Origin of the sequence: Oceanobacillus alkalisoli (genome assembly GCF_021556485.1) — a bacterium.
Lineage (GTDB): Bacteria > Bacillota > Bacilli > Bacillales > Amphibacillaceae > Oceanobacillus > Oceanobacillus alkalisoli.
The window spans coordinates 67,177-81,159 of record NZ_JAKGBW010000013.1; the positions used below are offsets into that span (position 1 = coordinate 67,177).

Sequence of the window (13,983 nt, forward strand, 5' to 3'; positions counted from 1 at the left end):
ACAGGAGAGATAATATGGCAATTGATGAAGTACATGATTTGCAGTTTGTTTTCCGTGAAATTTTACATACAATGTCACGTCCAGGTGAAATTCAATCGTTGCGCAAACTCGAAGGAAAGAATGACCTTGATTTACCGCTACATGATGCGACTCTTTTTACGTTGCTCACACTATTTGATGCAGAGGTTAGCTTTCATGTCTTGCCTCGTGCGGAAAATCAAGTTGCTGGTAAAATATCAGCTTACACCCTTGCGTCCCACACAACACTTGCTAAAGCAGATTTTATCATTGTGCTTCCTGATGCCACAGAGGCGGAAATAACAGAAGCACTGGAAATATGTAAGAAAGGCACACTAATCGCTCCCCATCGTGCAGCAACATTCATTATCGACACTGATTTTACAGAACGGAATATAACGGTCCGTTTAACTGGCCCTGGCATTAAAGAGCAAACGATGTTACATACATTATCGAACAACATCTGGGAAGCAAGAAATACAACAGTCACAGAGTTCCCATTAGGTGTTGACCTCATTTTAACGGATAGCAATATGCAACTCGCATGTGTACCACGAACAACGAATGTCGAAGTTATGGAGGTGGAATAAATGGGCTATGTCGCGGTAAAAGGTGGCACAAAGGCAATTGAAGCTTCGATGGAACGGTTGACATACGAACGCCTGAAAGAGCAGGAAATTATCGAAGTCGAAACGATTATGGCTACAATGAAAAGTCTAATCGACCAAGTGATGTCAGAAAGCAGCCTATACTCCCCATTTCTTGCAGCGCTTGCGATTAAACAAGCGGAAGGCAGTATGGAGGAAGCCGTCTTTCTTCTGCGTGCTCATCGTTCGACTTTACCAAGACTTTATACGAGTGAAACAGTGGAGCCGGAGACGATGTTTGTCGAACGCCGAATTTCAGCGAGTTTTAAAGATATCCCTGGTGGTCAATTACTCGGTGCAACGAAAGATTACACCCACCGCTTACTTGATTTTAATTTACTGGAAGAAGATAAAACACAAATCACAACGTGGCTGAAAAACTTTGAAAACAATCTTGAGCAAACGGAAGGAAAAGTTACTTACTTTCCTAAAGTCGTTGATTACTTGAGGGAAGAAGGTTTATTTGAAACGTACCCGTTAAATGATACGGCACCGATTGATATTACAAAAGAAAGTCTTAGCTTTCCGGCATCAAGAAGTGCAAGATTACAAGTGCTCACGAGAGGACAAACCGGAGCAGTTACTGCACTCGGTTATGCATCATTAAGAGGTTACGGTCAAGTGCATCCGACGGTCGGAGAAGTTCGAGTTGGCAGGCTGCCAATTCATACCGCTCATCCAGTAGAGGGAAGCGGCAACCCGGAAGATGACTTTTATATTGGTGAAATTCGCGTAACTGAGATTGAATCCTTCGTACCGATCACGAAAAAGAACGGCAGGAATGAGGAAAAGTTAGAATTTGAGATTGGCTACGGGATTTGTTACGGGCAAAATGAAACGAAGGCGATTGCGATGAGCATTCTGGATCAATGTCTTGATCATCCCGAGGGAGATTTCCCGACGCATGATGAGGAGTTCGTGCTTCTTCATATTGATTCCGTTGAAGCGACAGGATTTATTTCCCATCTGAAGTTACCGCATTATGTCACTTTCCAATCGAAACTCGATAGCGTGCGGCAGATTAAACGAGGAGTGAGCGACGATGAAAGCTAAAACCCATTTTGCATTTTTTGATGAAGGATCGAAAAAGGAAATTAGAAGAGCCCTCTTAAAAGCAGTTGCAATTCCTGGTTACCAGGTTCCCTTTGCCTCAAGGGAAATGCCGATTGCCCGGGGATGGGGTACTGGAGGGCTGCAAATCACCCTTTCTCTCATTGGTAAACAGGACGTGCTGAAAGTAATAGACCAAGGGGCAGATGAATCGGTAAATGCGGTGAGTATTAAAAAACTCATTTCTAAGACGACTGGTGTCAGACTCGTGGAACGAACCGAGGATGCGACACTCATTCAATCACGGCACCGGATTCCTGAAGTGCCGCTTACGAAAAATCAAATCCTTGTTCTGCAAGTTCCCATGCCGGAACCATTACGCGGAGTTGAGGCAAGTGAATATCAAACGAAAATCCTTCATTCGGAAGAGGATTACAGTGGCGCGTGGCTTCAATTATTCGAACAAGTTATGAAATATGGAAAGACAGCAACAGGTGCAGATCACCCCGTTTATGTAAATGGTCGCTATATTATGGCCCCGAGTCCGATTCCGAGATTTGATAATCCGAAGCTTCATCAATCAGACGCACTTATTCTCTTTGGTGCTGGGCGAGAGAAGAAGATTTACGCCGTCCCACCTTATGCCGATGTATCTTCCCTTGCTTTTGATGACTATCCGTTTCAAGTGGAGTCCTTTGCTGGGGAAAACTGTCATTTATGTGGAGCAGAGAATGTATTTTTGGATGAACTCGAGGACCCTGTCACGAATGAAACAATCTACCAATGCAATGACACAAGTTATTGCTTAGAACGGTTAAACGAGAATGAGGAAGCGGAGGTAAGGAAGACGTATGCATGAAGCACCTTTACTACGTGTAAGAGATTTAACAAAGCAATTTGGAGAAGCTTGTTCATCCTGTGATGGTGGAGAGAACTTGGAAAAAAACTATTGTCCAACGTGTGGAACGGTATATGCCTGTCAAAACATTTCCTTTGATTTATATCCCGGTGAGATTCTGGGCATTGTCGGGGAAAGTGGGAGCGGAAAATCGTCGATGATGCAGTGCCTCTATTTCGATTCAGAGGTCACATCCGGTGCCGTCTATCTCGATCATATCCCGGCTCTAGCAGGGAAAAATGTGTTCGCGCTCTCTTCCCAGCAGAAGCGTGCCATCCGCAATCAGCAATATGGCATGGTTTATCAAAATCCGATTCGCGGGTTAAAAATGGATTTTTCCTCCGTCGGTAATATCGCGGAGAAATTAATTGCAGCAGGTAACCGGCATGTTGGTGACATGGAAGCGGTGAGTAAGAGCCTACTTGAGCATGTTCACATTCCATTATTTCGAATGAAAGAGGAGCCAAGGAATTTCTCTGGTGGAATGCAGCAACGAGTTCAGATTGCCAAAGCTCTCTCGAATAACCCACCGATATTATTTTTAGATGAAGTGACGACTGGACTCGATTTATCGGTGCAAGCGAATGTGCTTGATTTGATTAAAGGCATTCAACGTGATCTTGGAATTAGCATGATTGTCGTTTCGCATGACTTAGCGGTGATTCGGATGCTTGCCGACCGGACGATTGTCATGCTGAACGGGTCGATTATTGAAGATGGGTTGACAGACCAGATCCTTGAAGACCCGCAGCATGCCTACACCCAGCAATTAGTATATTCCCTACTGTAAACGAAGGAGGAAGCAAACTTGTATATCATTCATAATGGAAAAGTTATATTGGAACAAGAAATCTTGGAGAATCATGCCGTTGTCGTAGAAAATGAAAAAATAAAGGAAATCATTCCTGAAGAAAAAATCGCACATTTCCCTCGTGCTAATAAAATCGATGCAAATGGCGGCTTCATTGCACCGGGTTTCATTGATATCCATTCTGATTATATTGAAGGCATTGTTTCCCCGCGTCCGACGAGCATGATGGATATGGATATTAGCTTACGAGAAGCAGAGAAAATCTTAATTAGTCATGGTATTACGACGATGTTCCACTCCCTTTCTTTTTACCGCGAGGATGCATTCACGCATAAGCCGATGCGTTATCCGCATAACGTGCAGCGGCTCGTTGATGCAATTGCCAGGACGCACCATGAATTACATTTGATCCGTCACAGGCTCCATGCCCGTTTTGAAGTGGATAATATCGATGAAGTTGATTCGCTAATTGAAAACATTGAAGCTGGAAAAGTTCATCTCTTGTCCTTTATGGATCATACACCTGGTCAAGGACAATACCGGGATCTGGAAGTGTACAGTGAGACGTTGAAAGGTTATCGGGACCTGACAGATTCGGACGTCCAAACGATTATTAAAGAACGGCAAAATGGCACCTTTCTCACCACGCAAAAAATAAAAGAAGTTGCAGATATTGCTATCCGAAAAGGAATTGCTGTCGCATCGCATGATGATGACCATCTTGCAAAAGTTGATTTAGTGAAATCTTTCGGCACGACGATTAGTGAATTCCCGATTACACTCGAAGTTGCTAAAAAAGCGAAAGAAGCGGGTTTACAAACAGTCGCAGGTGCTCCGAATGTGCTGCTTGGCGGCTCCCACTCTGGTAATTTATCAGCTGCTGAAGCAATTGCGCATGGCTGTATTGATATTCTTTGCAGTGATTATTATCCCGCCGCCCTGCTTCATGCTGTATTTAATTTACATGAGGAGTACGGTTATCCGCTCGAGGACATGGTCCAAATGGTCAGCATCAATCCGGCAAGAGCAGTTCGGTTAGATCATGAGGTCGGTTCCATCCAGCCAGGAAAAAAGGCAGATCTTCTTTTGATTGAAAAGATGGATGATGGCTATCCGATGCTTACGATGACGATGGTGAATGGAGTTGTGATTACGACAACGAATTATCGCTTGAATTAAAGGAGGAGATTCCTATGACAATGCTAGACATCCGAAATTTTGGAAAGCAATTTACAATCCACCATCTAGAAAAAACAATCCAAGCCGTTGAGGGAGTGAATTTTTCCATTGAAGAAGGAGAGTTTCTTGGAATTGTCGGGAGGAGCGGGAGTGGTAAATCAACAGTTTTAAAAAGTATCTACCGTTCCTATTTATCGGACGCAGGTGCAATTCTTTATGATTCTGCCAGATATGGAAAAGTGAATCTCGCAAAAGCAACGGAACGCGAGATGCTCTACCTTAGAAAATATGAAATTGGCTATGTTTCACAGTTTTTAAATGTCATGCCGCGGACAACTTCAAGAGAATTAGTGGAGAAGGCGTTATTGGAAATGGGTGAAACAGAAGAAGCAGCACGCTGCGAAGCGGAAAAGGCATTGGATCACTTTGAACTGGATGAAGCCCTTTGGGATACGTATCCAAATACGTTTTCCGGCGGGGAGAAGTTGAGATTGAATATTGCGATCGCAACCGTAAAGAAACCAAGACTTCTCCTGCTCGATGAACCAACCGCAAGCTTAGACTACGCATCGAAAATGAAGGTGCGGGAAATCATTGAAAAGCTGAAAGCAAATGGAACGACCTTGCTCGGAATCTTTCATGATATTGAATTTATGGAAGGCGTCTGTGACAAGGTGTACGATATGCGGACGCGAAAAGTTACGCAGGAGGTGGCGATCGCCAGTGAAGGCTGATTTGCACGTGCACAGTTCTTACTCCGATAGCTCGCTCACAATGAAAGAAGTGTTCCAGGAAGCAAAGCGAAATGGTGTCACTCATCTTAGCTTTGTTGATCATGATACGGTGGCTGGGTTGGCTGAAGCGAAACGATTAGAAAAAGAGTATGATGTTACCGCCATCCCTGGAATTGAAATCTCTGCCTATGATTTTGAACGGGATCGTAAAGTTCATATTCTTGGTTATAACTATGACCAGCATGCACGGCATATCACCCGGCTCTGCACCCCTCTCTTCGAACGAAGACACGAGCACACGTTATGGCAAATCGAGCAGATTAAACGGGCAGGATACAGGTTCCATGTGGAACGAGTGTTAGAAGCAGCAAAGCCTAGTACAACTATTTATAAACAGCATGTGATGGCTCAGCTTACAGATGCAGCTTATGATTCCAATACTTATCAAACGCTGTACCGGAAGCTTTTTAAAGGAGAGGGTCCAGCTGCTGGAGACATTATTTATATCGATGCATTTGATGCAGTCGAAGCAATTGTTGCAGATGGTGGACTTCCTGTTGTTGCTCATCCGGGACAACTTGATTCTTATGAACTCATTCCAGAGCTTGTCGAAGTCGGTTTAGCTGGAATCGAACTGCATCATCCGGATCACACAGAATTAGACCGGGACAAAGTAGAAGCCTTGGCAGAGAGTTTTGGCCTCTTTATGACTGGCGGGACAGATCATCATGGCTCCTTTGGCTCAAAGATTGAAATTGGCGCGGTTCTAAGTCCATTTAATCCATTGTTTAGATAGTTTTAATTTTATAAAGTTACGGTTAAAAACTTGTAAAAACGCTATTTTTTCTAATAAATTGTGGTTTAATAGGCGATGGAGATAGGTTGAAATGAAGCTCGACCACAATTTTTCGAAATTAAAAATGGAGGGGAACAAATTTCATGAAGAAGAAATGGTGTGTGTTAGCAATGCTGTTTGCAAGTATTCTGTTACTCGCTGCTTGTTCGGATAGTTCAGCAGAAAGTGGTGAGGTGGATGACGTCATTGATATCGTGTGGTATCCGAACGAATCCGGTAATGATATGAAATCTTCTCGAGACGAAATCGGCAGTGTTATTGAAGAAGCAACTGGTAAAACCGTTGAGCATCACTTAACGACAGATTACGCCATCGCAATCGAAACGCTTGTAAACAACAATGCAGACCTAGCTTTCATGGGAGCGGTAGGATACATAGAAGCTAAGAATGGCAATGATGCAGTTGAGCCTATCGTCGTACCATCAGGGCCATCCGGCACATTGGATGACGCGATCTACCATAGCTGGTTAGCGGTAAATGTCGATGAACAAGATAATTTCAAAGTAGACGGTGAGTTTTCACTGGATACGATTGTAGATAAGTCATTTTCCTTTGTATCAAACAGCTCAACATCAGGCTTTGTGGTGCCATCCTCTGGTATCGTTGATTATTTTGCCGATCATGAGGAATACGGCGATTTAACACAGGAAGATCTGATGGAAGGCGGACCATTCTTCTCTCAAGTGTTATTCGGTGGATCGCACCAAGGTTCAGCGGTTAACCTCTTGAACAATTCCGTTGAAGTTGCAGCATTCTGTGATACTTGTGTTGAGAGTTATGTTGAATTAGCAGAAGGTGATGCAAATTCACCTGGAGCAGTCTACCAAGTGAAAGACGATGCTGCAGAACCATTCAACACCGTTACAGGGAAAGAATTCACACTAATTAGTGTGACTCCAGTACTGAATGCTCCATTTGCTGCCAACTTAGAAGTGATCGGTGAAGAAGATTATGAAACGATTCAGGAACTGTTCGCCTCTGACGAAATCGCAAATAACGAAAAAATTTTTGTACCAGAAGACTCCGATGCGTCCGGTTTATTCTATAAATCGGCTGATGAACGTTTTGTCCCAGTAGAAGATGAGTGGTTCAATCCAATCCGTGAACTGCAAAACTAAGTAAAAACAATACGGGATGGAGTGTGCAAGACTGCATGCTCTATCCTGTTAATAAAAAAGGAGTTCAAAAAATGACATTATTACAGGTTGCGAAGCTTGGGAAGTCCTATGATTCACAGACACAGGTGTTGAAAGACGTAAGCTTTACGGTGGAAGCTGGCGAGTTTGTCTCGGTAATCGGACCATCCGGAGCAGGTAAATCAACCTTACTGCGCTGTATCAATCGAATGGTCGAGATTAATCATGGAAAGATTCTATTTGATGAGCGTGATGTCGGTTCGTTGAAGAAGAAAGATTTACGTAAGTTACGGACAGATATCGGTATGGTGTTCCAGCACTATAATTTAGTTCCTCGCTTAACTGTCATTGAAAATGTGCTTCATGGTCGCTTTGGTTATAAAAATACGGTTCAAGGTGTTCTCGGACGTTTTACAGAAGAAGAAAAGGAACAGGCTTTTTACTTACTAGACAAGCTTGGGATTGCGGAACATGCTTATAAGCGCTGTGATCAATTAAGTGGTGGCCAGCAGCAGCGTGTCGGTATATGCCGTGCGCTAATTCAAGACCCGAAATTAATTCTTTGTGATGAACCAATCGCCTCATTAGATCCGAACTCCTCTACAGTCATTATGGATCATTTACAATCGATCACAAAAGAATTGGGTATTACGTGTATCGTTAACTTGCACCAAGTAGAAGTTGCACAAAGTTATTCGGACCGGATTATTGGTCTTAGAAAAGGTGAGGTTGTTTTTGATGGAAGGAGTGCTTTGCTTCTTGAAGAGCAGATTAATCATATTTATGGTACGAAACAACGGGAATTAATCACGGTTTAAGGAGCAAACAAGTGTGAAGGAAAAAACAATTCGAAAAAGCAGATGGATGACAACTATCGCCTTTATCATCATTATTGGGGTGACCTATTTTTCAGCAGTGATAACGGATTTTAACTTTATTGAAGGTGCCTTAACCTTCCCCGCTGCTATCAGCTGGATAGCTTCCAATCTGTGGATTACTGCTGAAACATGGGAAAGACTGCCAGCAATTCTGACAAAACTGAATGAAACAATTTTCATGTCCATTGCAGCAACGACCTTAGCAGCAGTCATCTCCTTATTTTTAGGATTAATGGGCTCCCAAACGACAAAAGTCAATAATATCTTTAGTGTCATTGCTCGCTTCATCGCTTCATTTTCAAGAAATATACCAGTTGTAGCTTGGTCCCTTATTTTACTTATTTCCTTTGGGCAAAATTCACTCACTGGATTCCTCGCGTTATTCGTTGGCACACTTGGATTTCTAACACGAGCTTTTATCGAAACGATTGATGAGGCCGGGCACAGTGCAGTAGAGGCATTGCAAGCTACAGGGGCAACGTATTCTCATATTGTAAGCAAAGCAGTACTGCCGCAAAGCTTACCACAGATGCTCAGCTGGATTCTTTTTATGATTGAGACGAATATCCGGAGTGCGACACTCGTAGGTATTTTAACAGGGACGGGAATTGGTTACACTTTTGATATGTATTATAAATCACTGAATTATAATGCTGTTGCCCTTGTCACCTTCACCATCGTCATCACTGTCATTATAATTGAACTGATATCCAACCGGATAAGGAAGGTGATTTTATAATGGAAGCATTCAGGGAGAAAATTCCACTCGAACAACTTTACATAAAACGGGCAAAGAACGGCAAAATCAATATTAAATCAGGGAATAAGATTGATCTCGTCACGAAATGGACGATTGCTGTATTGACTCTTCTCACGGTTCTAGCTTTCTTTTTCTTTGATTATACCGGGTTGAGCCTTGAGCGTGCGATACCGGAGACATGGCATAATTTAAAGACGATGTTTCTGGAACCCTCCCTGAGCCATTTTAGCTGGGGAGAGGCAATGTATCAGATTGGGGTAACAGTAGGTTTAGGCGTGTTAGCCACTGTCATTGGAGCAGTTATTGCTTTATTCCTCTCATTTATGGCGGCGGAAAACTTGTCCAAACCTTGGGTATCAAAAACTGTCCGGATGGTCATGGCATTTATCCGTGCTGTTCCGACGGTGTTATGGGTCCTTATTTTTGCAATTGCTGCCGGGTTAGGGAGTGAAGCAGCGGTACTGGGAATGCTATTCCACTCGATTGCCTATCTTGTCAAAGCATTTTCAGAAGCCTTTGAAGAGGTGGATAATGGAATTTTAGAAGCGATGCGTGCAACTGGGTCTAACTGGTGGCATATCGTTACGCACGGTGTGCTACCTTCTACATTTACTTATTTATTATCGTGGACGTTCTTACGTTTTGAAATCAACTTCGGTGTTGCAGTTGCAATGGGAGCCGCAGCTGGAGCGGGAGGAATTGGTTTCGAACTCTTTATGGCATCTGGATTTTATTTCGATTTAAGGGAAGTTGGCTTTATCACTTATGCCATTCTTATTATTGCGATTGTGCTGGAGATGGCTTCGACAAGGTTGAAGAATCGTTATTTTCCAGCTTCGGTGAGAAATTAAAGGAGATTTTAAAATAGGCAAGCACTGCTATAGAGCGGTGCTTTTTTATTTTTGGTGTAACTTTTTCCTTTCTAATTCGTGTTATAGATAGAGGGGGAGTATTTGACGTGGGGATTAACTTAGACAACATTTATCAGATGTATTTTTTTGATCTATATCGCTTCCTTCTTTCCCTTTGTCATAATCATCATACGGCAGAGGATCTCTTGCAAGAAACGTTTTTTCGAGCACATCTAAATATTGAAAACTATGATGCCGATAATATTAAAACATAGCCCATTACAATCATCCTTTCCTTCTATGGTTCCTGGAACCCGAACATAGCGATAAATATAAAAAAACTAAGCAGAATAATCAGCGAAACATGCATAACAAGCAGTGTTTTCCGTGGAAACCCCTTCAGTCCAAAGAAAACACTGATTCCACCTAAGATGCTGATGATAACTGGGATAAAGATACTTATATTATATAAATGGTCGATAAAAGGAATGGATATGTTTAAGGAAAGATACCAGAACATAAAAAATGCAAAAAGAAAACAAATAATCGATACACTAGTAAATAGTTTTTGCATGATTATCCTCCAATTGTTCCACATGGGACAATTTTGTCAGTAATGTCTCCTCTACTATATATATTCAACGAAAAAAGATGCTACCCTTTTTTAAACATCCTTTTTCGTTCCCCTTATTTTTCTTCCTGTATAAATACGGAAAGCACCGTACCAAAGATAGCGATTCCAGCCATCACGAGAAGCGCAAAAGTCGTTCCCCAGTATGTTCCGACTTTAAACGGCGCATCCATAACAGAGGTCGTGACACTAATAATAGTCGAAAGCACGATAATTCCAAACACCATTCCGAATTGCCGTACTGTATTAACGATAGCAGATCCATGAGCCATATCTTTATTATTAAGTACATTCATGCTTAATGTTACAAGTGGCATAAGGTTTAACCCGAATCCGGCCATGAATAAACAGAAGTATAGCATAATCCAATAAGGCGAGCTTTCCATTGTTACCGTATTGAGTAATAGGAGCGAAACAGAGATAAAAGCAAAGCCGATTACAGCAATCCGTTTTGCTCCGTACCGGTCAAATAGATTCCCTGAAATAATGTTAATAATCGACAATATAATCGTTCCCGGTACAAGGATGAACCCGGATACAAATGCATTTGTCCCGAGCACATCCTGCGCGAACATCGGGAGAATCGTCTCTGCAGATAATAACAGCATCAGATTGATGAAGACAAGAATCATAATGAGTCGGAATGTGGAATGACCGAACAATCTCAAGTCAAGAATCGGTAGGGGTAAGCGAAATTGTCGCGTGATAAAGAATATAAGCGCAACTAATCCAATCCCTATCGGTGCAAGCACCAACACATCCCAAAATCCGAGTACACTAATATTGCTTAAACCGAAAATGAAAAATGAAAAACCGATAGCAGATAAAATGATGGACGGAAAATCCAGCTTTGAATCCTGTTTTTCCAGCACATCCTCCATCAGAAATATCGCTAGGATTAACGTGAGAAGTACTATCGGGAGCAGCATCCAGTGTAAGGAACGCCAACTGAAGAAATCAATAATAATTCCCGAAATAGATGGTGCACTTGCAGGCGCTACGTTTACGACTGCACCGAGTAAGCCCATCGCAAATCCTCTTCGTTCATAAGGAAACACAGTAAGCAAAATCGTCTGTACGAGTGGCAGAATAATTCCTGCTCCAATTGCTTGGACAACCCGGGCAAATGTTAATGTATAAAAGTCTGGAGCAAATCCACCAATAATTGTTCCAACAAGTAGGCAGGAAAGAGAAAAGACAACGAGCGATTTTGAAGTAAATCGATTGGATAAATACCCAGTCATTGGAATAAAAATAATTGTCGTAAGCAAAAATGCAGTCGTCAGCCACTGGACTTGGGTAGCGTTCAGATCGAATTCCCGCATGATGGTCGGATAAGCGGTGATGAGCAAGAATTGGCTGAATGTAAATAAAAAGGCTGCTGTTATAATGACAACAACAACCCCCTTTGATTCGATTCTTTTATTATTGCTCAAAAGACATCCCTCCTTTATCTTTCGAAAATCTTAGTTGCTAGAAGTATAAGCTTTCTGACAAGTAAGAGCAAATACCATTCATGAGAAGAAAAATCAAAAACCCTGTCTCTCCGCTAGAAACAGGTTTGCAGGCTTACCTAAGTTCGATTGTTATTCACTTTTTCATAAAAACCAGAAGAGTTTCTCTAGATTGTAAATAAAAAGTACGGCGAGAACGAGAATGACAACCGTTGTGATATATTGTTTGGAGTTCTTTAAATACTTCCATTCCAAAAAGGCTTGAAAATCGATAAGTATAATCATGTACAGAATAAAAAAACCTTTCATAATCGCATTTTCATTCTTTTCCCATACACCCAACCAGATTTTCTTTTTATGAAGGGATTCCGCGATTTCTAAAGCTTTATTGAATAAGTATTTTCCTAGGCCATTTTTGTGAAAAGCCTTTTGTATGTAAATCCGCTCAATTTCAAGGGCATCTTCACCCATTTCCTCTGCCTGGGCATCACCGATATTCACCTTTAAAAATCCGGCAAGCTCCCCATGAAAATAAAGAAAAAGGAATTGGGAAGAGGGATTAGACAGTTCTTTTTCCAATTGTGCCGGGTGATATGCCCGTTCCATATAAGCTTTCATATTTTCCGGTGCATTTTGATCTTTAAATGTCTCATTGAATGTGTTTTAACTAATTACTCGAAGCTCTTGCAGATGCTCTCTGCTGCATGATTGTAAATGGATTGTCATTATAAAATTCTACTCCTATCTTCTTTTATCGTGATTTTTCCCCGAATCATTTGAAAACTAATCATCGCAATCCAGATTGTAAATAGCAATCCGATCGCTTCGTTAAAATCGTGCATATTTTGTTTTGCCTGCATTAAAAAGAACCAAGCGAGAAAGGAACCGATAATTTGTATGGCTCCTACAATACACCCAAATATACCAATCTTTTTAAAAGAATTAAATGAAAATAGACCGATTGAATGAATTATAACCCAACAGCTTAAGCAAAGGTTCGCTAGAATATACATACTGACTGAAAGCCCGCCTTCTAGCATGGCCCAATCATATAGCAAGACAGCAAAAGAATGAGCTACCGTATCTTCCGTGGTACGGTACAAGTTAAACGCATATTCAACGGTCACTGCTTGGAGCATTAGGGATAAGCCATATAAAGTAAATCCAGAACAACCTGCAACTAATGCGATGGTATTTTTTAATCGAAAAATCTTCAATTTTTTAAAATGGATGTACAGACCAATTGGCAGTAGGACGGATAGTAACATAACGAAGGCTTTACTCCCGTGGTCAAAACCTAAAAGTCCAGGGAAATTACTGTAAAATTCGATACCTGTCTGTGCCATCTTAGCCTCATCATTGATGACCACCGGGTTTAATTGATTAAATAAAATATGGATAACCATCCAAATGATTAGAATGGAAACATGCATTATTCCGGCCCAGCCAATTGCCTTCAAGATTCTTCACTCCCAATATTTAAAAATTCCGTCTCTTTATAAAGCACCCTTGTATCACAATAGCAGAACAAGGGTTAAAGTATGTACGATGCCCTAAAGTAAGAAGCTTTCTCTCTCATCTTATTCCTTTTCTATCTTGTACTGAAGTGGTTAATGATTAAAATATAAAATGGATAGAAAATTAAAGTTCCTGCTAAAACCCATAAGATAGTTTGGTTAGTTGGTATCGGAGCGGCAATGGCAGGAAATGCTTGGGTAAAGATAAAAACAAATAAAGCAAAATACGGTATCCAAAGGAGTGCTGCCCAGGACTTCATCTTGTCCTGTCCGAACCATTTTTTAGTTGGAAATAATAAGGTCAGTCCGGCACCTAGGACAATAACTAGAAATGTAATGGTCGCCATGATGTTCACTAATCTCGTCTGTTCCCCAGTTAAATTGCTAATATTTGTCACATTCAACATAAATTCAACTGGAACAAATAGAATTAGAGCGTATAAGATACTAATAATATTTAACCTCACAAACTTCAATCTATCAACATCCCTTCCCGTTATTCCTCTCCCTACCCTTTAGAGTAACATATAACTTGGGGATTTGATTGTTTCAGTTGATGGTAG

17 protein-coding genes and 1 pseudogene are annotated in these 13,983 nt (G+C 41.5%); 12 read left to right on the forward strand and 6 right to left on the reverse strand.

Annotated elements, in window-relative coordinates; all coding sequences use genetic code 11:
• Nucleotides 1–14: 14 nt before the first annotated feature.
• From phnH to LZD48_RS12995, 12 genes are all read left to right on the forward strand, one after another.
• Nucleotides 15–608 carry a phosphonate C-P lyase system protein PhnH gene (phnH, locus tag LZD48_RS12940; RefSeq protein ID WP_235763150.1) on the forward strand — a complete coding sequence of 198 codons (594 nt, stop codon included), beginning with the start codon at nucleotides 15–17 and terminating at the stop codon, nucleotides 606–608.
• A complete protein-coding gene (locus tag LZD48_RS12945) occupies nucleotides 609–1,718 on the forward strand; it encodes a carbon-phosphorus lyase complex subunit PhnI (protein WP_235763151.1) in 1,110 nt (369 codons plus the stop codon).
• Entirely contained in the window at nucleotides 1,708–2,574 is an 867-nt protein-coding gene (locus LZD48_RS12950) for an alpha-D-ribose 1-methylphosphonate 5-phosphate C-P-lyase PhnJ (protein ID WP_235763152.1), read from the forward strand. The genes LZD48_RS12945 and LZD48_RS12950 overlap by 11 nt, the downstream gene beginning before the upstream one ends.
• Nucleotides 2,567–3,403, forward strand: a complete 837-nt coding sequence (locus LZD48_RS12955) for an ATP-binding cassette domain-containing protein (protein WP_235763153.1) — start codon at nucleotides 2,567–2,569, stop codon at nucleotides 3,401–3,403. Before LZD48_RS12950 ends, LZD48_RS12955 begins: the two co-directional genes overlap by 8 nt.
• An 18-nt stretch (nucleotides 3,404–3,421) precedes the next feature.
• Nucleotides 3,422–4,603 (forward strand): phosphonate metabolism protein PhnM, encoded by a 1,182-nt coding sequence (gene phnM, locus LZD48_RS12960; RefSeq protein WP_235763154.1) that lies wholly within the window; start codon nucleotides 3,422–3,424, stop codon nucleotides 4,601–4,603.
• Nucleotides 4,604–4,617: 14 nt separating this feature from the next.
• On the forward strand, nucleotides 4,618–5,337 hold the full coding sequence (locus LZD48_RS12965) for a phosphonate C-P lyase system protein PhnL (RefSeq protein WP_235763155.1): 720 nt from the start codon (nucleotides 4,618–4,620) through the stop codon (nucleotides 5,335–5,337).
• Complete coding sequence (locus LZD48_RS12970) at nucleotides 5,327–6,133, forward strand: PHP domain-containing protein (protein WP_235763156.1); 807 nt, start codon at nucleotides 5,327–5,329, stop codon at nucleotides 6,131–6,133. Before LZD48_RS12965 ends, LZD48_RS12970 begins: the two co-directional genes overlap by 11 nt.
• 143 nt (nucleotides 6,134–6,276) lie before the next feature.
• Nucleotides 6,277–7,311, forward strand: a complete 1,035-nt coding sequence (locus tag LZD48_RS12975) for a PhnD/SsuA/transferrin family substrate-binding protein (RefSeq protein ID WP_235763157.1) — start codon at nucleotides 6,277–6,279, stop codon at nucleotides 7,309–7,311.
• A 71-nt stretch (nucleotides 7,312–7,382) separates the two neighbouring features.
• Nucleotides 7,383–8,147 (forward strand): phosphonate ABC transporter ATP-binding protein, encoded by a 765-nt coding sequence (gene phnC, locus LZD48_RS12980; RefSeq protein WP_235763158.1) that lies wholly within the window; start codon nucleotides 7,383–7,385, stop codon nucleotides 8,145–8,147.
• A 13-nt stretch (nucleotides 8,148–8,160) separates the two neighbouring features.
• Complete coding sequence (locus LZD48_RS12985; protein WP_235763159.1) at nucleotides 8,161–8,946, forward strand: PhnE/PtxC family ABC transporter permease; 786 nt, start codon at nucleotides 8,161–8,163, stop codon at nucleotides 8,944–8,946.
• On the forward strand, nucleotides 8,946–9,818 hold the full coding sequence (phnE, locus tag LZD48_RS12990; protein ID WP_235763160.1) for a phosphonate ABC transporter, permease protein PhnE: 873 nt from the start codon (nucleotides 8,946–8,948) through the stop codon (nucleotides 9,816–9,818). The genes LZD48_RS12985 and phnE overlap by 1 nt, the downstream gene beginning before the upstream one ends.
• Nucleotides 9,819–9,955: 137 nt before the next feature.
• A complete protein-coding gene (locus LZD48_RS12995; RefSeq protein WP_255771043.1) occupies nucleotides 9,956–10,093 on the forward strand; it encodes a sigma factor in 138 nt (45 codons plus the stop codon).
• A 23-nt stretch (nucleotides 10,094–10,116) separates the two neighbouring features.
• Here the strand turns inward: LZD48_RS12995 and LZD48_RS13000 are convergent, their stop codons facing one another.
• The 6 genes and pseudogenes from LZD48_RS13000 to LZD48_RS13025 form a co-directional block, all read right to left on the reverse strand.
• Nucleotides 10,117–10,392 carry a hypothetical protein gene (locus tag LZD48_RS13000; protein ID WP_235763161.1) on the reverse strand — a complete coding sequence of 92 codons (276 nt, stop codon included), beginning with the start codon at nucleotides 10,390–10,392 and terminating at the stop codon, nucleotides 10,117–10,119.
• Between the two features lie 113 nt (nucleotides 10,393–10,505).
• Entirely contained in the window at nucleotides 10,506–11,885 is a 1,380-nt protein-coding gene (locus LZD48_RS13005) for a DHA2 family efflux MFS transporter permease subunit (RefSeq protein ID WP_235763162.1), read from the reverse strand.
• A 162-nt stretch (nucleotides 11,886–12,047) separates the two neighbouring features.
• A complete protein-coding gene (locus tag LZD48_RS13010; RefSeq protein WP_255771044.1) occupies nucleotides 12,048–12,212 on the reverse strand; it encodes a DUF4181 domain-containing protein in 165 nt (54 codons plus the stop codon).
• A pseudogene (locus LZD48_RS13015) lies at nucleotides 12,213–12,629 on the reverse strand (GNAT family N-acetyltransferase); the annotation flags it as partial. It abuts the gene before it with no gap.
• Nucleotides 12,629–13,363 carry a hypothetical protein gene (locus LZD48_RS13020; protein ID WP_235763163.1) on the reverse strand — a complete coding sequence of 245 codons (735 nt, stop codon included), beginning with the start codon at nucleotides 13,361–13,363 and terminating at the stop codon, nucleotides 12,629–12,631. The gene LZD48_RS13020 and the pseudogene LZD48_RS13015, both read right to left, overlap by 1 nt.
• Before the next feature lie 131 nt (nucleotides 13,364–13,494).
• Nucleotides 13,495–13,896: a hypothetical protein gene (locus LZD48_RS13025; protein WP_235763164.1), complete on the reverse strand. Its 402-nt coding sequence runs from the start codon at nucleotides 13,894–13,896 to the stop codon at nucleotides 13,495–13,497.
• Nucleotides 13,897–13,983: the final 87 nt, after the last annotated feature.